We start from the raw sequence: 22,798 nt of genomic DNA on the forward strand, positions 1-22,798 counted from the left end.
CCGATGGCCCGTTCAGCTCTTCTCAATGTCATGGTTCAGGCTGCTCTCAAGGCAGGAAAATCGCTGGGGCGTGATTTCGGCGAAGTGCAGAACCTGCAGGTTTCGGTGAAGGGACCGGGCGATTTCGTTTCCGCCGCCGACCGCAAGGCCGAGAAGATCGTCAGGGAAGAGCTGATGAAGGCGCGTCCGACCTATGGCTTCCTCGGCGAGGAAAGCGAAGAGATCAAGGGCACCGATGGCGCGCATCGCTGGATCGTCGACCCGCTCGACGGCACGACGAACTTCCTGCATGGCATCCCGGCCTTCGCTGTCTCGATTGCGCTCGAGCGCAATGGCGAGATCGTTGCCGCCGTCGTCTTCAATCCGGCGACCGACGAACTTTATACTGCCGAGCGCGGCGGCGGCGCTTTTCTCAACGACCGGCGCCTGCGCGTCGCTGCGCGCCGCGTGCTGTCGGATTGCGTCATCGGCTGCGGTGTGCCCGCGCTCGGCAAGCGCAATCACGGCAAGTTCCTGGTCGAACTGCGCCACGTGATGGGCGAAGTGGCCGGCATCCGCCGCCTGGGCGCACCGACCCTCGATCTCGCCCATGTCGCCGCCGGACGTTTCGACGGCTTCTGGGAGGCGGAGCTTGCGCCTTGGGACATGGCAGCCGGTATCCTGCTCATCCGCGAAGCCGGCGGCTTCGCCACCGACTGGGATGGCGGAACGGCCATTCTGGAGGGCGGCGCGATCGTCGCGGGCAACGAACATGTCCATAAGGCGCTGATCGAGGTCATCAAGCGGCCGATTCCCGCCAAGTGAGCGCATAAAAATCCGGCTGTTGTAAAGTCACGGTTTTCGCCACGGCATACTTCAATTCGGCACAATGTTGCTCTAGTCTCCGCCAGCAATGAGTTCGGAGGCTGCTGGACCTATGGAAAATGTGAATGTGGCGGAGATCGGCTCCACCGAAAAGACGGCCGGCAGTTATACCTACAGGCTCTCGAGCCCCATGCCCTTCCTTTGGACGATGCTGCTTTTCCTCGTCATTGTCGGGTTCATTGCCGCGATCCTCTTTCGGCAGACGCAAACCGCCTTCATGCACAATCCGGGCCTCAACGGCCTGATCCTCGGCGTTCTCGCAGTCGGAATCGTCCTTGTTTTCAATCACGTGCTGGCGCTTCGCCCCGAAGTGCGCTGGTTCAACTCCTTCCGCGCTGCCGGCAGCGCGGATAAGGTCAACCGTAACCCGCGGCTGCTTGCGCCGATGCGCGCGCTGATCGGCAGCCGCAAGAGCTCGGTGGCGCTGTCGACGACGGCGCTGCGTTCGATTCTCGATTCGATCGCCACCCGCCTCGACGAATCGCGTGACGTTTCGCGCTACCTGATCGGTCTCTTGGTCTTCCTCGGCCTGCTCGGCACGTTCTGGGGTCTCATCGGCACGATCGGCTCGATCAGCGCCGTCATCCAGTCGCTCGATCCCGGCTCGAACGGCACGGGTGACGTGCTCTCGGCGCTGAAGGAGGGACTTTCCATGCCGCTTTCCGGCATGGGGCAGGCCTTCTCGTCGTCGCTGCTCGGCCTCTCCGGTTCACTCATTCTCGGCTTCCTCGACCTCCAGGCCGGCCGCGCGCAGAATCGCTTCTATACGGAGTTGGAAAACTGGCTCTCCTCGGTCACCGATGTCGGCTCCGATCTTGCGCCGGCGCTCGACGCCGTTGCCGGGTCTTCCTCGGACGACATGCGCGCACTTTCCGAGTATCTGCGCAAGGTCTCCGAAGAAGGCGGTGTCGGCAACCAGCGCTCTGTCGCTGCCATGGCAAGCCTTGCCGAAGGCATTCAGGGTCTGGTCAAGAATATGCGCAACGAGCAGCAGATGCTGCGTGACTGGATCGAGGCGCAGCAGGACGAGGCGAAAGCCATGCGCCGGACGCTCGACCGGCTGGCCGAGCGCATCGGCCTGCAGGAGCGGGGCGGCGAGCGGTCCGAGCGCCTGCGCGAGCGCACGAGCCATGCAGAAAAGAGCGAGGGCAAGTAAGCCATGGCACTTGCCCGCAACCGCCGCCGCGAACGCACGGTGGATTACTGGCCGGGCTTCGTCGATGCGTTGTCGACGCTGCTCATTTCGATCATGTTCCTGCTGACCGTCTTCGTCGTCGGGCAGTTCATCCTAAGCCGCGAAATCACCGGGCGCGACGAGGTGCTCAATCGCCTCAATAGCCAAATCAACGAGCTGACGCAGCTTCTGGCACTCGAAAAGGGTAGCAATCAGGATCTCCAGGATTCGGTCGCCAACCTGCAGGCTTCGCTCGCGACTGCCGAAGGGGAACGCTCACGGCTTCAGGCGCTGCTGAACGCCGGCTCGGGCGGCCAGGATGCGGCTCAAAAGCGGATCGGCGCCATGACGCAGGAGCTCGACGAGCAGAAGCAGGTGAGCGAACGGGCGCTGAGCCAGGTCGAACTCTTGAACCAGCAGATCGCCGCACTCCGCAGCCAGATCGCCGCGGTCGAAGCGGCGCTGCAGGCATCCGAGGAGAAGGACCGGGTCTCGCAGACCAAGATCGCCGATCTCGGCAGTCGCCTCAACGTGGCGCTGGCGGCGCGCGTGCAGGAACTGAATCGCTACCGCTCCGACTTCTTCGGTCGCCTGCGTGAAATCCTTTCGGATCGCGAGAACATTCGTATCGTCGGCGATCGGTTTGTCTTCCAGTCCGAAGTGCTGTTTCCCTCGGGCAGCGCCGATCTCAACCCGGAAGGGCAGGGGGAGATGGCGAAGCTTGCCGCGGCGTTGCTCGACCTCGCCAAAGAAATTCCGCCGGAGATCAACTGGGTTTTGCGCGTTGACGGCCATACCGACAATGTGCCCCTTGCGGGAACGGGCCGCTACCGCGACAATTGGGAGCTTTCCTCGGCACGCGCGATTTCGGTCGTCAAATTCCTGATCGGCCAGGGTGTGCCGGCAGACCGGCTCGTTGCCGCGGGCTTTGGCGAATTTCAGCCGATCGCACCCGGCGATGCCCCGGACGCCCGTTCCACGAACCGCCGCATCGAGCTGAAGCTCACCGAGAAATGATCAGCCTGATGTCGTCCGCCGCGCTTCGGCGAGCCGATCGACGAGAAAGGCTCGGACAGAGGGGCTGTCGCTGAGGCCGATCGCCGTCATGTAGGCATCGGCCGCGGCCGCATCGTCGCCCGCTCGTGCCAGAAGAAAGGCACGTACGGCCCAGTAGGGCTGATAGGCAGCGATCGCGCGCGGATCGATCCTGTCGAGCAGGGTCAGGCCTTCGGCGGGCCTTAAAGCCCGGCCGATCACCGCTGCTTGGGCCACGCGCGCGCCGAGCGTCGGCTTCATCGTCAGCAACGCGGCATAGAGCGTCGTGAGCGCCTGCCAGTCGGTCACTCCCGAAAGGCGGCGCGCCGCATGCACCGATTGAATCGCCGCCTGGCACTGATAGGGGCCGAAACGGTTGAAGCTTCCGGCCTTGCGCAGCAGCGCATCCGCCTCCGCGATCATGGTGGCGTCCCAGCCGGCCGGATCCTGCTCGTCCAGCGGCACATAGCGCCCGTTGCCGTCGCGCCGGGCGCTACGGCGGGCTTCGCAGTGAAGCATCAGCGAGAGAAGGCCGATCGCTTCCGGCTCATCCGGAAGTACCGTCAGAAGCGCCCGGCCGAGCCAGATCGCTTCGCCGGCAAGCGAATGGTGCGCTTCCTCGCCATCGAGACCATCCCATCCGAGGCCGTAGGCGGCGTAGACCGCCGAAAGCACGGCGGCAAGCCGCCCTGGCAGCGCGGGCCGAGGTGGTATGGTGAAGGGAATGCCGGCATCACGGATCTTCACCTTGGCCCGCACCAGCCGCTGGCTCATCGCTTCCGCTGAAACGACGAAGGCCCGGGCGATGGTTCTGGCTTCGATGCCGAGAATCGCTTGCAGCATCAGCGCCGTGTGCACGGAGCTGTCGATGGCAGGATGGGTGCAGGCGAAGAGTAGCTTCAGCCGTTCATCGGGAAAGACGGAATTGCCGGCCTCGTTCATTCGTGCCTCCGCTTCCTCGAGGGCGAGTGATATCGTCGTTTGTGCGTTGGCCTCGACAGTGCGGTGCCGGGCCGCCTGCACCAAATTGCGGCGGGCGGCCACCAGCAGCCAGGCTTCCGGATTGGCGGGAATGCCGCGCTCCGCCCAGACGCGCAGGGCCGAAGCCAGCGCTTCCGACAATGCGTCTTCTGCCGCCGGCACGTCGCGCGAGCGGGCGGCGAGAAAGGCGATCAGCCTGCCATAGGACTGTCGCGCCACTTGTTCGACGGCGCGTCCGGCATCGGGCGGCATTGCCGCCTCACATCTGCAGGCGCGGGCGCACCTCGACCGAACCCTTGTCGGAGATTGGAATACGGGTAGCCCATTCGAGCGCGGTGTCGATGTCCGGGACCTCGATCAGGTAGAAGCCGCCGAGCTGCTCCTTGCCTTCCGGATAGGGACCGTCCTGGACATCGTGATCCTCGCCCTTGCGACGTATGACCGTGCCGGTCTCGGGGGCTGTCAGCCCCGCGCCGCCGGTCATGATCCCGGCCTGGACAAGCGCCTGGGTGTAGGCAACCCAGCCGTCGCGATAGGCCGGATCGCTACGGCGGGCGAAATCCTCCGGCGCTTCGCGAATGATGAGGGCATATTGCATGGAAAACTCCTGATATCGTTGTTGGCGTTGATCCAGGCCACCGGCGAAAGCCGTTTAGCCTGGTGGAGCGGCTAGCCGTTCCGAGACAATGAGGCGCGATCGCCGGTCGTTTCGACATGGCTTTGAAAAAATATTTGAAAAAGAAAAATCGCGCCGGAAATCACAAACAGGCGAGCCGGTCTCTAAGACACCAGCGCCGCTCGAGGGCGCAAAAAAGCAGGGCGGCATTGATGCCGCCCTTGCCATGCCGTTCAGGCTTCGGCCTTCGTCTGGTCGACGATCTCGGCGCCGGAGGTATTCTTCTTGATGGACTCGATGGCATTCAGGGCTGACGCCTTCGCCTTGTAACCCTCGGAGCTGAACATGGTTTCCCCGTTCGATGCCTTGAAGCGGAAACGGAATTCGCCTGATTTATCCTTGTAGACTTCGAATTTATACATGGATGTCTCCCGAAACGCTGAATTGCACCATCAGCGTCGAGGAGGCTAGATCAAAATGCCGAGCTTTTCCACTGCGTTAATGAGGATTGAGTTCAACTGGTGCTAATAAGCGCTGCGCGGAAGATACCGCAAATGTCCTCGCATCATTCCATCTGGATGTTTGCGCCCTTGACGACCGGCCCCCATTTGGCGAGCTCAGCCTTCACGTGGGCGGCAAGTTCCTCGGGCGTCGAGCCGACGATGGTGGCGCTGAATTCCTTCATGCGTTCGGCAACGGCCGGGTCTTTGAGCGCCTTGTTCGCCGAGGCGTTGAGGCGCGTCACCACCTCGCCCGGCGTGTTGGCTGGGGCAAAAAGCGCGTTCCAGGTATAGGTCTCGTAGCCCGGTATGCCCGACTCGGCGATCGTGGGCACATCGGGGAAGGAGGGCGCGCGCTCGGCGGTGGTCACCGCCAGCGCCCGCAGCGTGCCCGCCTTGATGTGGCTGGAGGAGGAGGGCAGGTTGTCGAACATGATCGGCACCTGGTTGCCGATGACATCGTTCAATGCCGGACCGGCGCCCTTATAGGGGATATGCTGCATGCTGACGCCGGCCATGGACTTGAAGAGCTCGCCGGAGAGATGCAGCGGCGTGCCGTTGCCCGACGAGGCGTAACTGTATTTGTCGGGCTCGGCTTTCAGCAGCGCGACCAGTTCCTGCACCGTTTTTGCCGGCAATTCCGGATTGACGACCAGCACGTTCGGCACGACGACGAGCAGGGAGACCGGCGCGAAATCCTTCTCCGGGTCGTAGGGCGTCGATTTGAGGATCAGCGGATTGAGGGCGTGGGTCGCAACAGTGCCCATCAGAATGGTGTAGCCGTCAGGCTCGGCGCGGGCGACGTTGCCGGCCCCGAGATTGCCGCCGGCACCGGCGACATTCTGGACGATCACCTGCTGGCCGAGGTCCTCCGACATCTTCTGCGCGACGATACGGGCGACGACATCGGTCGAGCCGCCGGCTGCAAAGGGCACGACCATGGTGATCGGACGATCGGGAAAATCTGCAGCAACAGCAGAGCTGCTGAACCCCAGCATTGCAGTCAGGCCAAGAACGAGCGCGAGCCCCGTGCGTCGCGTCATGTCGGAAAGCGCCATTCCTATCTCCTCCCACGATTTCAACAGCAATCCCACCCAGGGGCATGAAGAGGGTAGGGCAGGAGGCGGGAAAGACAACCGCAGGGAGGTGTGGTCGGCGTGAGACTTTAGTCGCTATCGGTGGAGAAGCGCGTACCGGTTATTTGGCAGGAGCGAGCACATCCTGATTGGCGGCGTCGAATTGCAGGCGCGCCAGCCGGGCATAGATGCCGCCCTGGCGGATCAGGCTCTGATGCGTGCCTTCCTCGACGACGCGGCCCTTGTCCATGACGAGGATTCGGTCGGCCTTCAGCACCGTCGCCAGGCGATGGGCGATGACCAGTGTCGTGCGACCGTCAACCAAGCCGTCGAGCGCCTTCTGCACCAGCGTCTCGCTTTCGGCGTCAAGCGCTGAGGTCGCCTCGTCGAGCAGCAGCACGGGCGCGTTCTTCAGGATGGCGCGGGCAATGGCGATGCGCTGTCGCTGGCCGCCGGAGAGGGTGACGCCTCGTTCGCCGACCTCGGCCTCATAGCCGTTATCCAGCCGGGCGATGAATTCGTCGGCCTGGGCGGCAAGCGCTGCGGCGCGGACTTCCTCACGCGATGCACCAGGGCGGCCGAAAGCGATGTTATCATGGATCGATGCGGCGAAAATGGTGACGTCCTGCGGCACGATGGCGATGCGCTGGCGCAACTCGTCAGGTGTCGCCAGCCGCGCATCGACACCATCAATCGCCACGCTGCCCTGCTGCGGATCGTAGAAGCGTAAGAGCAGCGAAAAGACTGTGGTCTTGCCGGCGCCGGAGGGGCCGACAATCGCGACCGTTTCGCCGGGCGAGACAGCGAAGTCCAAGCCATGCAGGGCCGATTTGCCGGGGCGCGAGGGATAGGCGAAATGCACGTCGGAAAACTCGACGCGGCCGCGGCTGGGCGAAGGGAGAGCCTCGGGGTTGGCGGGGGCTGATATCGGCGACACCTCGTCGAGGAGTTCGGTCAGCCGGTCGGCGGCGCCGGCCGCCTGCGAGAGTTCGCCCCAGACCTCCGACAGCGCGCCGAGCGATCCCGCGGAGATGACAGCATAAAGCAGGAACTGGCCGAGCGTGCCGGCAGACAGCGTGCCGGCCAGCACGCTGTGGGCGCCGACCCAAAGCACGGCGACGACGCTGCCGAAGATCAGCGTAATGGCGATGCCGGTCAAGAGTGCGCGTGAGCGGATGGCGGCGCGGGCGGCCTCGTAGGCGGATTCGACGGCGTCGGCGTAACGTCTCGCTGCGGCGTCCTCGCCGTTGAAGGCCTGTACCGTACGGGTCGCGGCGATCGTCTCGTTGGCGAAGGCGGACGCTTCGGCAAGCGTGTCCTGAGCGGCGCGGGAACGCCTGCGCACCGAGCGGCCGAAGGCGACGAGCGGGAAGACGATCAGCGGGATCGCTCCGATGACGAGGCTCGACAGTTTCGGCGAAGTGACGACCATCATGCCCAAGGCGCCGAGACAGAGAATGAGATTCCTAAGCGCCACCGAGGCGGTGGCGCCGACGGCGGACTTGATCTGCGTCGTATCGGCGGTCAGCCGCGAGACGATCTCTCCGGACTGGTTGACGTCGAAGAAGGAGGGCGACAGCCGCGTCACATGGTTAAAGACGTCGCGGCGAAGATCGGCGACGATGCGTTCGCCGATGGTGATGACGAAATAATAACGCAACGCGCTCGCGATCGCGAGCACGACGGCCATGACCATCAGCATAGCGAAGTAGCTGTTGATGAAGCTGCCGTCGGATTGGGTGAAGCCGTGGTCGATCATGCGGCGCACGGCGAGCGGCAGCGCCAGCGAGGTCATGGCGGCGAGCGCCAGTGAAATCAGCGCGCCGGCCACCAGCCCGCGATAACGCATGACATAAGGCATCAGCCTGCCGAGTGGCCGCAGCGACCGCCTTCTGTTTTCCTCAGCCCGTGCCTGTTCTGCCAAATCGTCTCCGATCGCCTGCAGGACCCGCTAATGCGGCCTGTTGGCTCTTGTTATCCCGGCGTCCTTCATGTATAGGCACCGCATCCTAATGGGAAGCCGTAGCCATCACGACTGCGGCTTCATTTATTCAATCGGTTCGGTGGCCGCAACTGCATGCGGCAAATTGAACTCCGGTATCGCAGGAAGATTGTTATGAAGGCAGGCATCCATCCCGACTATCACATGATCAAGGTAGTCATGACCGATGGCACCGAATACGAAACCCGCTCGACCTGGGGTTCGGAAGGCGCTGTCATGAACCTCGAAATCGATTCCAAGTCGCATCCGGCCTGGACGGGCGGCAACCAGCAGCTCATGGACCGCGGTGGCCGCGTTTCCAAGTTCAACAAGCGTTTCGGCGGCCTCGGTCTCTAATCGCTTTTGCTCGACGAAATTTCGCAAGGAGCCCGGTTCTGCCGGGCTTTTTGCGTTAGCAGAACATGCGCAGCGGCAACAAAAAACCGGCCGCGCACTGCGCAGCCGGCCCAAATGGATTTAGCAGCTCTGGTCAGTTGTTGCCGAAGGCCGTCTGCAGCAGCGAAAGCTGTGCCTGGACGCTGTTCTGATTGTCATGAACGATCACGGCTTCGGCCGGACGATAGATTTCGCGATCCAGCAGCGCGATGCGGTTCTGCAGGCGCAGGGAGCGCTCGACGAGGTCTCGGAACGATTCCGGCAGATCGCCCCAGCCGGGTGCTGCGCGGTCGACGTTGAAACCGTCGAGGCGGACCTTGTTCTTCTCGGCCAGCACCTGGTCACGCGACATCTCGCCATTGTTGACGGCGCGCTGCAGCAGCAGCCACGAGGCCATCTGCATCAGGCGGGTGGTCAGCCGCATCGATTCCGCGGCATAGAGCACGGATGCCATGCGCGGCAGAACCTTGGAGGCTGCGCGGCCTTGGCCGTCAAGATAGGCGGCGGTCTCTTCGACCAGCGACATGCCTTCGCTATAGAGTACCTTGAACTGAGAGGATGCAGCCGCGCGGCCCGCAAAACTGATCGTGTTCAATCCAACTTCCGACATCGCAATAGTCCCTGTTGCACGCAGCTACTTATGGTCAGGTAACGCGGGGGTTGACGGAAAAGTTTCCGCGTCCGGTCTTTATGACTTTAAGATGGTATCATTAGCGCAAATGCGCAAGCCGTTTCTTAAGAAAGGGTTAATCTCCACAGTTTCATGGAAATGCGCCGGCCGCAGCAAAAAGAAGAGCCGCAAAAGCGGCTCTCAAGGTAAAACAGGGAGAAAAATCAGACCAATTCACCGCTTGGAAAACTGTCTGAGATCCAGAGAAAGTCTGGATGAGTACAGTAATACCTCATAAAGCTTAATATTTTATTAACATTGTGCCGAATGAAGACTTGAGGCTGGCTCATTTTCCTGCCCATGCTCTTGTTTTCGGAGGCTTTTAGCGGATCACGAGCGGAAGAAGCTTTCAGCGGCCTGCCGCCCGGATGCCTTGCGGCTAGCTTCGGCTTCGAGCCGGGCGATCTCGGTTTTCAGCAATTCCACTCGCGCCTTCAACTCATCCACTGAAAGCATGGAGAGATCGGCGCCGATCTCGTGGGCGGTTCTCTTCTGCGGTCGGTCGTCATCGATAAAGCTCATCGGTTCTCCTCCTTTTGCTGCCGGCAGCATAATGCCGAAAAAATGCGGCCGACACGGAATCGGAATTTAGGTCGATCCGGCCCAAATCCAGCCTCGCCCTCCCCATTTTTATTTTTCCCGAGCCAGGGCGAAAACCGCAGTGCGGCTTTTGTAGAGAGGGCCTAACCGAACTTTACAGCAGGATCGCTGCTTTCGGGAGATTTGCCTGTGCCGCGATCGGCCAGCGACATGCTCTGCGGCGTCAGCATCGGCGAAGTGCCGGTCGGGATCGTCGTATAGGCGTCGCGGTCGCTGACTGGGACGGCCGCGCGGATGCGGCTTCTGATGATGGCGTAAACGGTGATCAGCACATGAGCGACGGCGGTGACCAGGAAAAGAGCATGCGGGGTGATTGCCGACATGACCGGGCCGCCCAGCGTCGGGCCGATGACTGTGCCGATGCCGTAGAGCAGCAGCAGGCCGCCGGAGACCTTGACGAAATCCTCCGACGCCGCGAAGTCGTTCGCGTGAGCCACAGCGATCGGATAGAGCGTGTTGGCCACCGCGCCGTAGAGGACAACGAGCCCGATCAGCAAGGCAGGGGATGTCGGGTGAAGCAGAAAGATCAGCAAGCCGGCGATGGCGGCAATCGCCGACAGGGCGGCGAGCACGTAGCGCCGGTCGATGCGATCAGAAAGTCGGCCGGCCGGCAGCTGCATCATCGCGCCGGCGAAGATGGTGGAGCTCATCATGACGGCGATGCTGGTGTCGGAAAGGCCGGCGCCGGCGCCGAAGACAGCCCCGAGCGTGCCGTAAGCGCCGTTGGCAATGCCGACGAGCAGGATGCCGAGGCAAGACACGGGCGAATTGCGGTAGAGCGCCGGCAGGTCGAGGCGCACAGCTTTCAGCGGCTGTGGTGAGGCCGCGGTCGAAAGCGTCGTCGGCAGCATGGCGATGCAATAGAAGATGCCGCAGATCATGAACAGCACCGGCGTGCGCACATCTTCGAGCGGGATCATCATCTGGCCGCCGACGACACCGAGCAGGGTGATGCCGATATAGAGCGAGAAAATCGCGCCACGGCTCTCGTTGCTGGCGCGCTCGTTCAGCCAGCTTTCGATGATCATGGACGTGCCGGCGGTGGAGAAGCCGGTCACCGCACGCAGGATCACCCACCAGAACGGATCGATGATGATGCCGCTGACCAGTGCGATGATGGCGATGATCGAGATGAAGCCGGAGAAGGCTCTGACATGGCCGACGCGGCGCACCAGTTTCGGCGCCACCAGGCAGCCGATGACGAAGCCGCCCGCCCATGAGGTGCCGAGCAGGCCGAGCGTCGTCGTGGCATAGCCTTCGAGATTGCCGCGCACGGGAAGCAGGATGCCCTGCAGACCATTGCCCATGAAAAGGAAGAGCGTGCCAAAGAGCAGCGCGGCGACGGACAGCAGATTTCTCTTCATTTCCCCAGACTCGGTCTTAAGCGATTTGCGATGGACATAAGGCACGACCTCAGTCAGCCCAGCCTCAAGATGATTGATTGTGCCCCGGAATATCTTTACGGCGTGTCGAGATCCTCTTGTTCGCGCGGAAAAATGTCCGTCCTGTGACATTCCGAAAAACGGAAAAAATAAAGCATGACAAAGCTGATAGCTCTGCTGCTCATCCTTGCCATGGCGATACAGGTGATCAAACCGCTCGGGCTTCCCGGCCTCAGGCGGCGGATGGATTTCTGGAAGATCGCTCTGATCGCCTTCGGCATATGGGCGATGGCGCTATTGTCGCGCGACTTCCTGATGTAATCCTCGGATTCGAGCTTCGATGCGGGCGTTAGTCCCGCAGAATGATTTCGCCGCGCATCGCGGAAACGCAGCTTCCCGAGATGACGACGTCAGTGACGGTGCCATCGGATTTCGTCACATCAAGGGCGATGATGCTGCGGCGGCCTATTTCCACGCCCTGTTCGATGGTGATGCGGACGTTCATATCGGCTTCCGCCTGCAGTGTGACGAGATAGGCACCGAGGGCTGCGGAAGCGCTGCCGGTCGCGGGGTCCTCGGGCACGTTATCGAGCGGCGCGAACATGCGAGCGCGTATATTCCACGGATCTTCGGATGTCCTGACATAGACGAAGAGCGAGAAGTCATGGCCGCTCGTCGTCTGGTGGCCGACAGCCGCCTGGAATCCGGCAAGGTCCGGTCGGGCGGCGGCCAGCGCTTCAAGCCCGCTCAACTCGGCAATGGCGAAGTTCAGACCGACCGAGGCAAAGACCGGGGCGTGGTTGGTCTTGACGATTGCGCCGGGTTCGAGCCCGATGCAGCGGGAGATAGTTTCCTCGGCAATGACATCGCCGATTGTCAGCGGCTGCGGCGCGCGGATGGCGGCGGCCGCGACCTTTCCGCCGCTGCGTTTGAGGGCGACTTCGACGATGCCAGCCTGTTCCTCGAAACGCAGCTTCTCGCCAACGGGCTTGCCGAAGATCTCCGCCTGCTGGCCGAGGACACAGGCGGTGCCGACGTTCGGATGACCGGCGAAGGGTATTTCCATCGTCGGAGTGAAGATGCGGACACGGGCCGAATTGCGAGGATCCTCCGGCGGCAGGACGAAGGTCACTTCGGAATAGTTAAATTCGGTGGCGATCATTTGCATCGCTGCATCGCTGAGCCCGCGCGCATCGGAAATGACGGCAAGCGGATTGCCCTCGAAACGCGTGGAGGTGAAGACATCGACGGTGATGTAGGGGATGGTATCCATAGCGGCTCCTGTTTCGGCGGGCCTTTATGAATAATCACGATTTTTCGTCAGGCGAAGCGGTATCTTGTCGCCGAGACAATGAGGAAGGGCGGCAACATAACGTTGCCGCCCCTTCCTGCAGGCGATTAAAGGCTCATTGTAATCAGGCTGCCTTTTCCAGATCCTTCTGCCAACTGCCCTTGGCGGCAAGGCTGTTCATTTCGGCGCGGTGCGTGAATTCGCGCTGGCCGGCGGCGACGTTTTCCGGTTTGCCGTTCCAGGCCTTGAGCGCACTGTCCTGAAGGGCGCGGCCGTAGGAGAAGGTGACGAACCAGGGCAGGTCGGCCGTGGCATTGATGGCGGAAAGATGTGCGGTTGCCTCTTCGGTCGACTGGCCGCCTGAGAGGAAGGCGATGCCTGGAACCGCTGATGGGACCGTGCGCTTCAGCACCTGCACGGTGCGCTCCGCGACCTCGGCGACAGAGGCCTTGCGGGCATTCTTGCCGTCGATGACCATATTCGGCTTCAGGATCATGCCTTCGAGGCTGACTCGGGCTTCGGCCAGTTCCTCAAAAACGATGCGCAGCGTGGATTCGGTGACTTCGGCGCAGCGGTCGATATTGTGGTCGCCCGGCTTGCCGTCCATCAGGCATTCCGGCTCGACGATCGGAACGATCTTGGCTTCCTGGCAGAGGGCCGCGTACCGGGCAAGCGCCTGAGCGTTGGCGCGAACCGAGCCGCGGGTCGGCAGCGTCGAGGAGATGGCGATGACGCCGCGCCACTTGGCGAAACGGGCGCCGGCCTCATAATAGCGAGCAAGGCGCTCGCCGAGGCCGTCGAGGCCTTCGGTGATGGTTTCGCCCGGGAATTTGGCCATCGGCTTGGCGCCGGTATCGACCTTGATGCCGGGAATGGAACCAGCAGCGCGAATGATGTCGACGAAAGGCGTGCCGTCTGCGGCCTTCTGGAAGAGCGTCTCTTCGAAGAGGATGACGCCGGAAATATATTTCTTCATCGCCTCGTCGGAGCGGAAGAGCATCTCGCGGTAATCGCGACGGCTCGTTTCGGTCGATTCGAGATTGATCGTGTCGAAACGCTTCTTGATGGTGGAGGTCGATTCATCAGCCGCAAGCAGTCCCCGGCCGCCTGCAACCATCTGCACTGCAATGTCTTCCAGTCGTTCGCTCATTCGTTCTCTCCACAGCATGAAACATCGGCGGTTTAAGAATATAGGACGGCGATAACAGAAGTTTATAGGGAGGAAAATGGACGGCTAAGTCATTGAAACGATTGAAATGGTTTCAATCGTTTGAAAAAATGGGAATTTTTCCGGCGCTTGAGCAAAAGACCGCGAAAGGCTTCTCGCCGCCGCGGTCTATCCACATGTAAAATCTGCCAAATCCGCTTAGCGTCATTTACCGGCGTTAAGGACGGCGACGCCGGGCAACTCTTTGCCTTCCATCCATTCGAGGAAAGCGCCGCCTGCGGTGGAGACATAGGTGAAGTCGTCGGCAACGCCGGCATGGTTCAGCGCTGAGACGGTATCGCCGCCGCCGGCTACGGAGGTCAGCTTGCCGGCCGCCGTGCGCTCGGCGGCGTATTTTGCGGCAGCAACCGTCGCGGCATCGAAGGGCTCGATCTCGAAGGCGCCGAGCGGACCGTTCCAGACGAGCGTCGAGGCGCGCTCGATCCAGGCATTGATGGCCTGAACGGATTTCGGCCCGACGTCGAGCACCATGGCATCGGCGGGAATGGCGTTGATATCGACCGTCTCATTGGCGGTACCCGCCTTGAACTCGCGGGCGACGACGCCGTCTTCCGGCAGGATGATGGCGCAGCCCGATGTCGCGGCCTCGATCATGATCTGCTTGGCGGTTTCAGCGAGATCATGCTCGCAGAGTGACTTGCCGACATTGGTGCCACGCGCGGCGACGAAGGTATTGGCCATGCCGCCGCCGATGACGAGTGCATCGACCTTCTTCACGAGATTCATCAAAAGATCGATCTTGGTTGAAACCTTGGCGCCGCCGACGATTGCGACGACGGGACGGGTGGGATTGCCGAGGCCTTTTTCCAGCGCTTCCAGCTCGGCCTGCATGGTGCGGCCGGCATAGGCCGGCAGGTGGTGGGCAAGGCCTTCGGTGGAAGCATGGGCGCGGTGGGCGGCGGAGAAGGCGTCGTTGACATAGATATCACCATGGGCGGCAAGCGCCTTGGTGAAGTCGGGGTCGTTCTTTTCCTCACCCTTGTGAAAGCGGGTGTTTTCCAGCAGCAGAATATCGCCATTCTTCATTGCGGCAACGGCGGAGGCGGCGGCCTCGCCGATGCAGTCGGAGGCCGTCAGCACGGCATGATCGAGCACTTCCTCGACGGAAGGGGCGATTAGCGACAGCGACAGATCCGGCGACGGGCCGTCCTTTGGCCGGCCGAAATGAGCAAGCAGGATCACCTTGGCGCCCTTGCCCGATAGTTCGAGGATCGTCGGCGCCACCCGCTCGATGCGCGTCGTATCGGTAACCTTCCCGTCCTTGACCGGGACGTTGAGGTCGACGCGGATGAGTACGCGCTTGCCGCTGATGTCGGAGAGATCGTCGAGGGTCTTGAAAGAAGGCATGGGGAATCCAGTCTTGGTTGGCGGAAGTCGCGCCGACCATAGCAAGGATCATTCGAGACGCAAGGCGTTCAACGGCCGTTTTCGCGTCGGGCTTCGTCGCCTCCGGCCGATGCTTTCGGCATGGTTTCGGAGGCCGCCGCTTCGCGGTTGCGGCGTCCGTTCAACCTATCGCGGATGCGCTGAATAATGTCCTTGAGGTTGATGAAGATCGGCAGGGTGGTGGCGGGTTCGACCGCTTCGAGAGACATGCCGACGGAGGTGATATGGTCGTGCTCGTCGAGATCGCGGACGATGAGGATGATCGAGCCGAGACGGACGCGATCGGCATAATCGGCCTTGCCGCCGAGGCGCTGCCGCATCAGTTCCGCGATCGTCAGGCCTTTCTCGGATTCGTTTAGCAGGCCCGGCCCGTAGGCGGCATCGAGATCGGCGGCGGGACGGGCAGGCGAGAGCGCGAAGGCGCCGAAGAATTCGGCGTCATCCTCGTCCACCGGCGCCCGGCTGGCGAAGAGCCGGTCGAGCAGCCGGGAATAGCTCGGCACGATGAAGAGATAGACCAGATCGTTTTCGCGCAGCCGCCCGGCATACTGATAACGCATCGACTTGCCGTCGCGGATGACAAGCGAAGGGGTGGCCCAGCGCGGAATGCGCTCACCGCGCAAAACCGGACTATCCTTGATGACTCGGTAAGAAAGGAGTTCGTGGTTGGCAGCGCCCGGAAGGTCGACCTCGACCTTGTCGACGGCGCCGATGCGCGGCGGGATGATCAGGCCGAGCTTCTTGGCGATCGGCTTGATCGTCCAGCCCTGGACGAGCAGGGAGACCAACACGATGATGAAGGCGGTATTGAAAAAGAGCTGACCGTTTTCCAGGCCGCCGAGGATGGGCATGATAGCAAGCAAGATGGAGACGGCGCCGCGCAGCCCGACCCAGGCGACGAAACCGATCTCCTGCTGCGTATAATCGAATGGAAGCAGCGACAGCCAGATTGCCAGCGGCCGGGCAATGAAGATCAGGAAGAGGGCAAGCAGGATCGCCGGCACGACGATCGCGGGAAATTGCGACGGTGTGGCGAGCAGGCCGAGCACCAGAAACATGATGATCTGCGCCAGCCAGGTCATGCCGTCCTGGAAGCGTTTGATGGTGCCGAGCGCCTGCATTCTCCGGTTTCCGGCGTAGATACCGGCGACATAGACGGCGAGGAAGCCGCTGCCGCCGACCGCACCGGCGAAGGAGAAGACGAGAAGGGCAAGCGCCAGCACGAAAATCGGCGTCAGGCCACGATCTGTATCGAGCCTGCTGACGATCAGCACGATCATCATGCCGCCGAGCAGGCCGAGGATGACGCCGAGCCCCATCTGCTGCACGAACATGGCGAGCATGCCGATGTTGATGCCGGCATAACGTTCGCCACTCGCCAGGACCTCGACGAGGGCGATGGTGAGGAAGATCGCCATCGGATCGTTGGTGCCGGATTCGACTTCCAGCGTCGAGCGCACCTTATCGCGGATGTTGATGCCGCCGATGCGCAGCAGGAAGAAGACGGCGGCGGCATCCGTCGATGCGACGATCGAACCGAGCAGCAGGCCTTCGAGCCAGGTGAAGTTCAACAGCCACATGGCAGCGACGGCAAAGAGCGACGCGGTGATCAGAACGCCGACCGAGGCGAGCGTCAGAGAAGGCACGGCCGCGAGCCGAAAAGCCTGCATCGGCGTGCCGAAGCCGGAATCGAACAGGATGACGGCGAGCGCAATAGAGCCGAGAATATAGGCGAGGTAGTTGTTGCTGAATTCGATGCCGAGGCCGTCGACGCCGGCGGCAAGGCCGATCATCAGGAAGAGAAGAAGCAGCGGAGCGCCGAAGCGGAAGGCGAGCAGGCTCGAAAAAGCGGCAAGAAGCACGAGCGCCGTCGCGACCAGCACCACGATATAGAACGCTTCCATGCCCACCCCTTCCATCGACTGTCTGGCCGAAACGGCCCCCGGCGCTCCGCCCTGTTTCATTCCCCCGCCGCTTCCGGCGATCCGTCAACAAAGGGCAAAATCGCGGAGAAGGTTAGGCCCTGCGGCTTAACCTCGATTCAATGCCATATCATACTGCTGAGCGGCTCGCCGGACGACCGACGCGGAATGCTACGGGAGAAGTTCTCTATAAAGAATGTATAGGAAAATCAGGCGAGAGCAGGGCAAAAAACACAGGCACGGATTTTTCCTGTTCGATAGCGGATCGTAATGCCGGGCCGCTCGTAGAAGCGGCCGCGCATTGGTTGGCTACCACAACACTGCCTGAACTGTGACGATCACCAGAAACGCAAGACCGATGAACGCTGCCACCCGGACGACCAGACGATTAGCCTTTGCCAACACGGCAGGTTTGACGTCCCGCTTGGGGTGAAACCGCTGCCGCCGCTTGAGGGTGGTTTGGGACAAGCGTTTTTGCGCCTCTGCCATTTATCGCCTCCACTTAGATCACTTCAGCCATTGTGCAGCTTTATACATTTCCTCAGTTTATCACGCTTGGCCAGCGGATTGCCAACCGTGATTCCGTTCTTCGGCCGCAGCGAACCTGTCGCTTCGAGATGGTTTTCAGGCTGGAAGACCGATACATATCGACCGTCAGTCTTCGGCGTCCTCGCCCTCGTCGGTCAGATCTTCGACCGGGACCAGGAAAACCACGAACTCGTCGTCGATGGTCCTTTCCGGATCGTCGTCGAATTCATAGGCGTGCTCGACTTCGCTTGCTTCTTCAGCAGTCGCCTTGCGCAGGCTGAGTGTCTCCTTGCGGTCCCACAGGGGCTTGCCCTCGGACTCAAGGATGGTCAGGTCGTCGCGAAAATCTTCTGCCTCAAAGAAATGCGTCGCTTCCTCATGATTTTTCGAGCGAAAGCTGGCGACGGCGCGGCCGGCGATTTCAACGGTAAAATAATCCATCCATCCCTCTTTATCTCCCCGAGTGCGATTGCGGCTCCGGGGCTATCAAGAATGCCATCACCGGCTTCGTGCGCCTATAACAAAACGGCCCGGTTTCCCGGGCCGTCTGCGATTTTCGATAGTCGGGCGCTCAGATGAGCTTGGCGAAGGCCACGGCCGTGTCCGACATGCGGCTGGAGAAGCCCCACTCGTTGTCGTACCAGGACAGGACGCGCACGAAATTGCCTTCCATGACCTTGGTCTGATCGGTTGCGAAGATCGAGGAGTGGCTGTCGTGGTTGAAGTCGCGGGAGACGAGCGGCTCGTCGGTGTAGCCGAGGATGCCCTTCAGCTTGCCGTCGGAGGCAGCCTTGATGGCTTCGTTGATTTCGCCGACCGTCGTAGCCTTCTTGGAGACGAACTTGAAATCGACGACCGAGACGTTCGGGGTGGGAACGCGGATCGAGGTGCCGTCGAGCTTGCCCTTGAGGTGCGGCAGCACGAGGCCGACGGCCTTGGCGGCGCCCGTCGAGGTCGGGATCATGGAGAGGGCGGCAGCGCGGGCGCGATACAGGTCCTTGTGCATCGTGTCGAGCGTCGGCTGGTCGCCGGTGTAGGAGTGGATCGTCGTCATGAAGCCGTGGTCGATGCCGACGGCGTCGTCGAGAACCTTCACGACCGGCACCAGGCAGTTGGTGGTGCAGGAGGCGTTGGAGATGACCATGTGCTCCTTGGTGAGCTGGTCATGGTTGACGCCGAAAACGACCGTCAGGTCAGCGCCGTCGGCGGGAGCCGAGACGATGACGCGCTTGGCGCCGGCCGTCAGGTGGGCGGCGGCCTTGTCGCGGGCGGTGAAGATACCGGTGCATTCCATGGCGATGTCGACGCCGAGCTCGCGGTGCGGCAGCGTTGCCGGATCCTTGATCGCGGTGACCTTGATCGGCTTGCCGCCGCCGACGATGATCGTGTCGCCTTCGACCTTCACCTCGGCCGGGAACTTGCCGTGGATCGAGTCGTAACGCAGCAGATGCGCATTGGTCTCGACCGGGCCGAGGTCGTTGATGGCGACGACCTCGATGTCGGTGCGGCCGGATTCGACGATAGCGCGGAGGACGTTACGGCCGATGCGGCCGAAACCATTGATGGCAACCTTGACTGTCATGTTCATTCACTCCCGATAGAATAGGGCCCGATAGGCCGGGCGGCCTGGAATTGAGGAGATGGAGAGCGCCTCAAGGCGCTCTCATTAAAGCTTTGCTTCGGCGGCCGCAACGACAGCGTCGGCGGTGATGCCGAAATGCTTGTAAACGTCCTTGACCGGACCGGACGCGCCAAAGCCCTTCATGCCGATGAAGCTGCCTTCCGGTCCGATGAAGGCGTCCCAGCCTTCGCGAACGGCGGCTTCGACGGCAATCTTGACCGGTGAGTTGCCGAGCACGTCCTTGCGGTAGGCGTCCGGCTGCTCGAAGAACAGTTCGGTGCAGGGCACCGAGACGACACGCACCGAAACGCCCCTGGCTTCCAGAGTTGCGCGGGCGGCAACGGCGATTTCGACCTCGGAGCCCGAAGCGAAGATCGTCACCTTGGCATCGGCATTGCCGGCAAGCGTGTAGGCGCCGAGTTCGCAGAGGTTCTTCGCATTATACTCTGTGCGGACGGTCGTCAGGTTCTGACGGGTGAGAGCCAGAGCGGACGGGCGGTTCTTGCTCTTCATGGCGATCTGCCAGCATTCCGCCGTCTCGACGGCGTCGGCCGGACGGAAGACCTGCAGGTTCGGAACGGCGCGCAGCCCGGCGATCTGCTCGACCGGCTGGTGAGTCGGGCCATCTTCGCCAACGCCGATCGAGTCATGGGTCAGGACGTGGACGACGCGAATGCCCATCAGAGCCGAGAGGCGGATCGGCGGGCGGCAATAATCCGAGAAGATCATGAAGCCGCCGCCATAAGGGATGAGACCGCCGTGCAGCGAAATGCCATTCATGGCAGATGCCATGCCATGTTCGCGGATGCCCCAGTGCATATAACGACCGGCGAAATCCGTCGGCGTGATCGAGTGCATCTGGCTGGTCTTGGTGTTGTTCGACGGCGTCAGATCGGCGGAACCGCCGAGCGTTTCCGGCACGAAACCGTTGATGATTTCAAGCGCGTCTTCCGATGCCTTGCGGGTGGCAACCGTCGGCTTGGTTTCCGCGAGCTTCTTCTTGTAATCGTCGATCGCCTTGTCGAAACCTTCGGGCAGATCGCCGGCAAAACGGCGGGTGAACTCGGCCTTGGCAGGCGACTTGGCAAGCGTTTCTTCCCATGCCTTGACGATGTTGTCGGAGCGGGTGCCGGCCGCGCGCCATTCATCGAGAAGATCGGAGGGGATGACGAAGGGCTCGTACTCCCAATTCAGCGCCTTGCGGGTGGCTGCGATCTCATCGGCACCGAGCGGGCTGCCGTGAACCTTGTGGCTGCCGGCCTTGTTCGGGGCGCCGAAGCCGATCACCGTCTTGCAGGCGATGAAGGTCGGACGATCGGACTTGTGAGCGGCTTCGATCGCATCGGCGATGGCGGCCTGATCGTGGCCGTCGATCTCGATCGTGTTCCAGTGAACGGCTTTGAAGCGGGCGATCTGATCGGTCGAGTCCGACAGCGAGACGGCGCCGTCGATGGTGATCGAGTTGTTATCCCAGAAGAGGATCAGCTTGTTGAGCTTCAGGTGGCCGGCAAGGGCGATGGCTTCATGGCTGATGCCCTCCATCAGGCAGCCGTCGCCATTGATCACGTAGGTGTAGTGGTCCTGGAGGTCCGCACCGAATTCCTCACGCAGCTTGCGTTCGGCGATCGCCATGCCGACCGCATTGGCGATGCCCTGGCCGAGCGGCCCGGTGGTGGTCTCAATGCCGGTTGCGTGGCCGTATTCAGGGTGGCCGGCGGTCTTGGAGCCGACCTGACGGAACTGCTTCAGGTCCTCGATCGTCATGTCGGGATAACCGGTCAGATACAGCAGCGAGTAGAGCAGCATCGAGCCATGGCCGGCCGACAGCACGAAGCGGTCGCGGTTTGGCCAATGCGGCTTCTTGGGGTCGAAGCGCAGATACTTAGTGAACAGGACCGTCGCCACATCAGCCATGCCCATCGGCATACCAGGGTGGCCGGAATTCGCCTTTTCCACGGCGTCCATGGCGAGGAAACGGATCGCGTTCGCCATCCGGTCGTTTTGTTGGAGAGAGGTCATGGCTTTTCTGCAAGCTCCGGGTGTCGGGGGATGGCCTCGAGCCTCCAAGACCATCGAGTGAAAGCGGCTGACACATAGCAGTTGGGGCTGGCGAGTCAATCAATGGCGGGGCAAAACCCCGCGGCCTGCGGCAATTTTTTGACATTTGCTCGCGCAACTTTACAAAAGACCAAAGCGGCACGGCGGGCCTGCCCAAACGTTCATCCACAGATAGGCAGGCCGCCGGGTGACGGGATTTATTGACGGGCCGTTGGCGAGCTGCATATCCTCTTGAAATCAAAAGATCGGCAGATGTGGCCGATTCGCAGGTCCTGCACGGGAATCGGAAAGGCATGATGCCCACAGGCAAAACCATGGAAGCAGCGCTCGACGAATTGAGACAGGCGATTTCGAGCCTCGAGAACGCCGTCGACATGCGCATTGAGCGGCAGCGAGAGCAGGGTGAGATCGAGGGCGAGGTGCGACGTGTGCATGCCGACCGCTCCCGTCTAGCCCAGGAGCTCGATCAGGCCGAGTTTCGCGCCAACCGGCTGGAAGAGGTCAATCGTGAGGTATCGCGGCGGCTGGTGACGGCCATGGAGACGATCCGCGCGGTTCTGGACCGCTGATGAGAGAGAATTTGACATGGCGCAGGTGACGGTAACGATCGACGGCAAGGCCTATCGGATGGCCTGCGAGGAAGGGCAGGAGGATCATCTGACCGACCTCGCCACCCGTTTTGACAGCTATGTCGGCCATCTCAAGGGCCAGTTCGGTGAGATCGGCGATCTCCGGATCACCGTCATGGCCGGTATCATGATCATGGATGAGATTGCCGAGCTGACACGTCGCATCGCGGAGCTGGAAACCGAGCTCGAGTCGCTGCGCGGCAACCGCGACACCGTGCTGGCCGCGACTGCCCGCACCGAGGAAAGCCTCGCGGCGGCGCTCGGCGAGGTGTCGAGCCGCATTCGCGGCATCACCGACAAGCTGAATGGCCGGGCCGCCCCCGAACTCAATTGATGTCAATTAAATAGAGTCGGGCTGCGGTCGCCACTGGCGCGCCGATGCAAACGACCTTATATATCGCGATGCGGTCTGCGCCTCTCGACAGGAACCACAATCCCTGGGGCCATACTCGATCCAAAGGGAGCTGTCCCTGTCCGGGCTCGTGGGCCTGGACACACGGTGCCCACCTACGTTTGTAGGCGCCCAGGATCGTAAACATCCATCGGTCGTCGTGGATCGCACTTTCTCTTTATCGTTGGCAGGGCGCCGGATGCAGGAGTGAACGTGAGTTGCACGTCCGCCCCTTTCAAGATGTCCTTATTTCTTCAGGCCCGGAAGGGTGACCTGGAAGACCTGGAACATCGTGTCGACGTCGGCGCCGCGTCCGCCTTGTAGGCTGCGCCCACCTGGAAGCCATCCTGTGTGAGGAAGTCGTTGTCGTTGGCGACGAACAAGAAGTAATCGTCCGGCGACTGTGGATCGAGAACGCTTGCAAGGCCCATGGCTTGGATGACGCTTTGCGACCCCGGCATTCAGCGAC

General features: G+C 61.8%; 23 protein-coding genes, 1 other RNA gene and 1 pseudogene. 8 read left to right on the top strand and 17 right to left on the bottom strand.

Annotated elements, in window-relative coordinates; genetic code table 11:
- Nucleotides 1-3: 3 nt before the first annotated feature.
- The 3 genes from FHT70_RS03040 to FHT70_RS03050 all read left to right on the top strand — a co-directional run bounded on the left by FHT70_RS03040 (nucleotide 4) and on the right by FHT70_RS03050 (nucleotide 3,055).
- Complete coding sequence (locus FHT70_RS03040; RefSeq protein ID WP_085779364.1) at nucleotides 4-804, top strand: inositol monophosphatase family protein; 801 nt, start codon at nucleotides 4-6, stop codon at nucleotides 802-804.
- A 112-nt stretch (nucleotides 805-916) separates the two neighbouring features.
- The gene (locus FHT70_RS03045) at nucleotides 917-2,020 is read left to right on the top strand and encodes a MotA/TolQ/ExbB proton channel family protein (protein ID WP_183698814.1); all 1,104 of its coding nucleotides are present in this window, start codon (nucleotides 917-919) and stop codon (nucleotides 2,018-2,020) included.
- A 3-nt stretch (nucleotides 2,021-2,023) separates the two neighbouring features.
- On the top strand, nucleotides 2,024-3,055 hold the full coding sequence (locus tag FHT70_RS03050) for a peptidoglycan -binding protein (RefSeq protein ID WP_085779362.1): 1,032 nt from the start codon (nucleotides 2,024-2,026) through the stop codon (nucleotides 3,053-3,055).
- Here the strand turns inward: FHT70_RS03050 and FHT70_RS03055 are convergent, their stop codons facing one another.
- The 5 genes from FHT70_RS03055 to FHT70_RS03075 all read right to left on the bottom strand — a co-directional run bounded on the left by FHT70_RS03055 (nucleotide 3,056) and on the right by FHT70_RS03075 (nucleotide 8,170).
- The gene (locus tag FHT70_RS03055; RefSeq protein ID WP_183698816.1) at nucleotides 3,056-4,306 is read right to left on the bottom strand and encodes a DUF6596 domain-containing protein; all 1,251 of its coding nucleotides are present in this window, start codon (nucleotides 4,304-4,306) and stop codon (nucleotides 3,056-3,058) included.
- 7 nt (nucleotides 4,307-4,313) lie between these two features.
- Nucleotides 4,314-4,652 carry a YciI family protein gene (locus FHT70_RS03060; protein ID WP_085779360.1) on the bottom strand — a complete coding sequence of 113 codons (339 nt, stop codon included), beginning with the start codon at nucleotides 4,650-4,652 and terminating at the stop codon, nucleotides 4,314-4,316.
- 251 nt (nucleotides 4,653-4,903) lie between these two features.
- Nucleotides 4,904-5,092, bottom strand: coding sequence for a YegP family protein (locus tag FHT70_RS03065; RefSeq protein ID WP_064694384.1), 189 nt, complete (start codon nucleotides 5,090-5,092; stop codon nucleotides 4,904-4,906).
- 143 nt (nucleotides 5,093-5,235) lie between these two features.
- Nucleotides 5,236-6,228 (bottom strand): tripartite tricarboxylate transporter substrate binding protein, encoded by a 993-nt coding sequence (locus FHT70_RS03070; protein WP_183698818.1) that lies wholly within the window; start codon nucleotides 6,226-6,228, stop codon nucleotides 5,236-5,238.
- Nucleotides 6,229-6,367: 139 nt separating this feature from the next.
- A complete protein-coding gene (locus FHT70_RS03075; protein ID WP_183698820.1) occupies nucleotides 6,368-8,170 on the bottom strand; it encodes an ABC transporter transmembrane domain-containing protein in 1,803 nt (600 codons plus the stop codon).
- Nucleotides 8,171-8,362: 192 nt separating this feature from the next.
- Between FHT70_RS03075 and rpmE the strand changes: the two genes are divergently transcribed.
- Nucleotides 8,363-8,584, top strand: coding sequence for a 50S ribosomal protein L31 (gene rpmE / locus FHT70_RS03080; protein WP_003566413.1), 222 nt, complete (start codon nucleotides 8,363-8,365; stop codon nucleotides 8,582-8,584).
- A gap of 133 nt (nucleotides 8,585-8,717) precedes the next feature.
- Here the strand turns inward: rpmE and FHT70_RS03085 are convergent, their stop codons facing one another.
- From FHT70_RS03085 to FHT70_RS03095, 3 genes are all read right to left on the bottom strand, one after another.
- Nucleotides 8,718-9,233 (bottom strand): DUF1465 family protein, encoded by a 516-nt coding sequence (locus FHT70_RS03085; RefSeq protein ID WP_183698822.1) that lies wholly within the window; start codon nucleotides 9,231-9,233, stop codon nucleotides 8,718-8,720.
- A gap of 390 nt (nucleotides 9,234-9,623) precedes the next feature.
- On the bottom strand, nucleotides 9,624-9,815 hold the full coding sequence (locus tag FHT70_RS03090; RefSeq protein WP_183698824.1) for a DUF1192 domain-containing protein: 192 nt from the start codon (nucleotides 9,813-9,815) through the stop codon (nucleotides 9,624-9,626).
- Between the two features lie 161 nt (nucleotides 9,816-9,976).
- Nucleotides 9,977-11,257: an MFS transporter gene (locus tag FHT70_RS03095; protein ID WP_097597302.1), complete on the bottom strand. Its 1,281-nt coding sequence runs from the start codon at nucleotides 11,255-11,257 to the stop codon at nucleotides 9,977-9,979.
- A gap of 174 nt (nucleotides 11,258-11,431) precedes the next feature.
- Here FHT70_RS03095 and FHT70_RS03100 point away from each other — a divergent pair, with 174 nt between their 5' ends.
- Nucleotides 11,432-11,596, top strand: coding sequence for a hypothetical protein (locus FHT70_RS03100; RefSeq protein ID WP_097597303.1), 165 nt, complete (start codon nucleotides 11,432-11,434; stop codon nucleotides 11,594-11,596).
- Between the two features lie 28 nt (nucleotides 11,597-11,624).
- On the opposite strand, the gene FHT70_RS03105 is transcribed toward FHT70_RS03100, so the two are convergent.
- The 8 genes from FHT70_RS03105 to tkt all read right to left on the bottom strand — a co-directional run bounded on the left by FHT70_RS03105 (nucleotide 11,625) and on the right by tkt (nucleotide 21,270).
- Nucleotides 11,625-12,548 carry a PhzF family phenazine biosynthesis protein gene (locus FHT70_RS03105; RefSeq protein ID WP_183698826.1) on the bottom strand — a complete coding sequence of 308 codons (924 nt, stop codon included), beginning with the start codon at nucleotides 12,546-12,548 and terminating at the stop codon, nucleotides 11,625-11,627.
- A gap of 142 nt (nucleotides 12,549-12,690) precedes the next feature.
- Nucleotides 12,691-13,716 carry a class I fructose-bisphosphate aldolase gene (locus tag FHT70_RS03110; RefSeq protein WP_085779354.1) on the bottom strand — a complete coding sequence of 342 codons (1,026 nt, stop codon included), beginning with the start codon at nucleotides 13,714-13,716 and terminating at the stop codon, nucleotides 12,691-12,693.
- A 222-nt stretch (nucleotides 13,717-13,938) separates the two neighbouring features.
- Nucleotides 13,939-15,141: a phosphoglycerate kinase gene (locus tag FHT70_RS03115; protein WP_183698828.1), complete on the bottom strand. Its 1,203-nt coding sequence runs from the start codon at nucleotides 15,139-15,141 to the stop codon at nucleotides 13,939-13,941.
- A gap of 68 nt (nucleotides 15,142-15,209) precedes the next feature.
- Nucleotides 15,210-17,084: a potassium/proton antiporter gene (locus FHT70_RS03120; protein ID WP_183698972.1), complete on the bottom strand. Its 1,875-nt coding sequence runs from the start codon at nucleotides 17,082-17,084 to the stop codon at nucleotides 15,210-15,212.
- A 327-nt stretch (nucleotides 17,085-17,411) separates the two neighbouring features.
- Complete coding sequence (locus tag FHT70_RS03125; protein WP_097597307.1) at nucleotides 17,412-17,591, bottom strand: hypothetical protein; 180 nt, start codon at nucleotides 17,589-17,591, stop codon at nucleotides 17,412-17,414.
- A 165-nt stretch (nucleotides 17,592-17,756) separates the two neighbouring features.
- Entirely contained in the window at nucleotides 17,757-18,071 is a 315-nt protein-coding gene (locus FHT70_RS03130; RefSeq protein WP_183698830.1) for a hypothetical protein, read from the bottom strand.
- Nucleotides 18,072-18,201: 130 nt separating this feature from the next.
- Entirely contained in the window at nucleotides 18,202-19,212 is a 1,011-nt protein-coding gene (gap, locus tag FHT70_RS03135) for a type I glyceraldehyde-3-phosphate dehydrogenase (protein WP_183698832.1), read from the bottom strand.
- Between the two features lie 84 nt (nucleotides 19,213-19,296).
- A complete protein-coding gene (tkt, locus tag FHT70_RS03140) occupies nucleotides 19,297-21,270 on the bottom strand; it encodes a transketolase (protein WP_183698834.1) in 1,974 nt (657 codons plus the stop codon).
- 332 nt (nucleotides 21,271-21,602) lie between these two features.
- Between tkt and FHT70_RS03145 the strand changes: the two genes are divergently transcribed.
- From FHT70_RS03145 to ssrS, 3 genes are all read left to right on the top strand, one after another.
- Nucleotides 21,603-21,878, top strand: coding sequence for a DUF4164 domain-containing protein (locus FHT70_RS03145; protein ID WP_011426717.1), 276 nt, complete (start codon nucleotides 21,603-21,605; stop codon nucleotides 21,876-21,878).
- A 16-nt stretch (nucleotides 21,879-21,894) separates the two neighbouring features.
- Entirely contained in the window at nucleotides 21,895-22,272 is a 378-nt protein-coding gene (locus FHT70_RS03150) for a cell division protein ZapA (RefSeq protein ID WP_085779349.1), read from the top strand.
- 69 nt (nucleotides 22,273-22,341) lie between these two features.
- A non-coding RNA gene (gene ssrS / locus FHT70_RS03155) (6S RNA) lies at nucleotides 22,342-22,500 on the top strand.
- 75 nt (nucleotides 22,501-22,575) lie between these two features.
- Here the strand turns inward: ssrS and FHT70_RS03160 are convergent.
- Nucleotides 22,576-22,766, bottom strand: a pseudogene (locus tag FHT70_RS03160) (hypothetical protein); the annotation flags it as partial.
- Nucleotides 22,767-22,798: the final 32 nt, after the last annotated feature.

Source organism: Rhizobium sp. BK049, assembly GCF_014193135.1.
Taxonomy (GTDB): domain Bacteria; phylum Pseudomonadota; class Alphaproteobacteria; order Rhizobiales; family Rhizobiaceae; genus Rhizobium.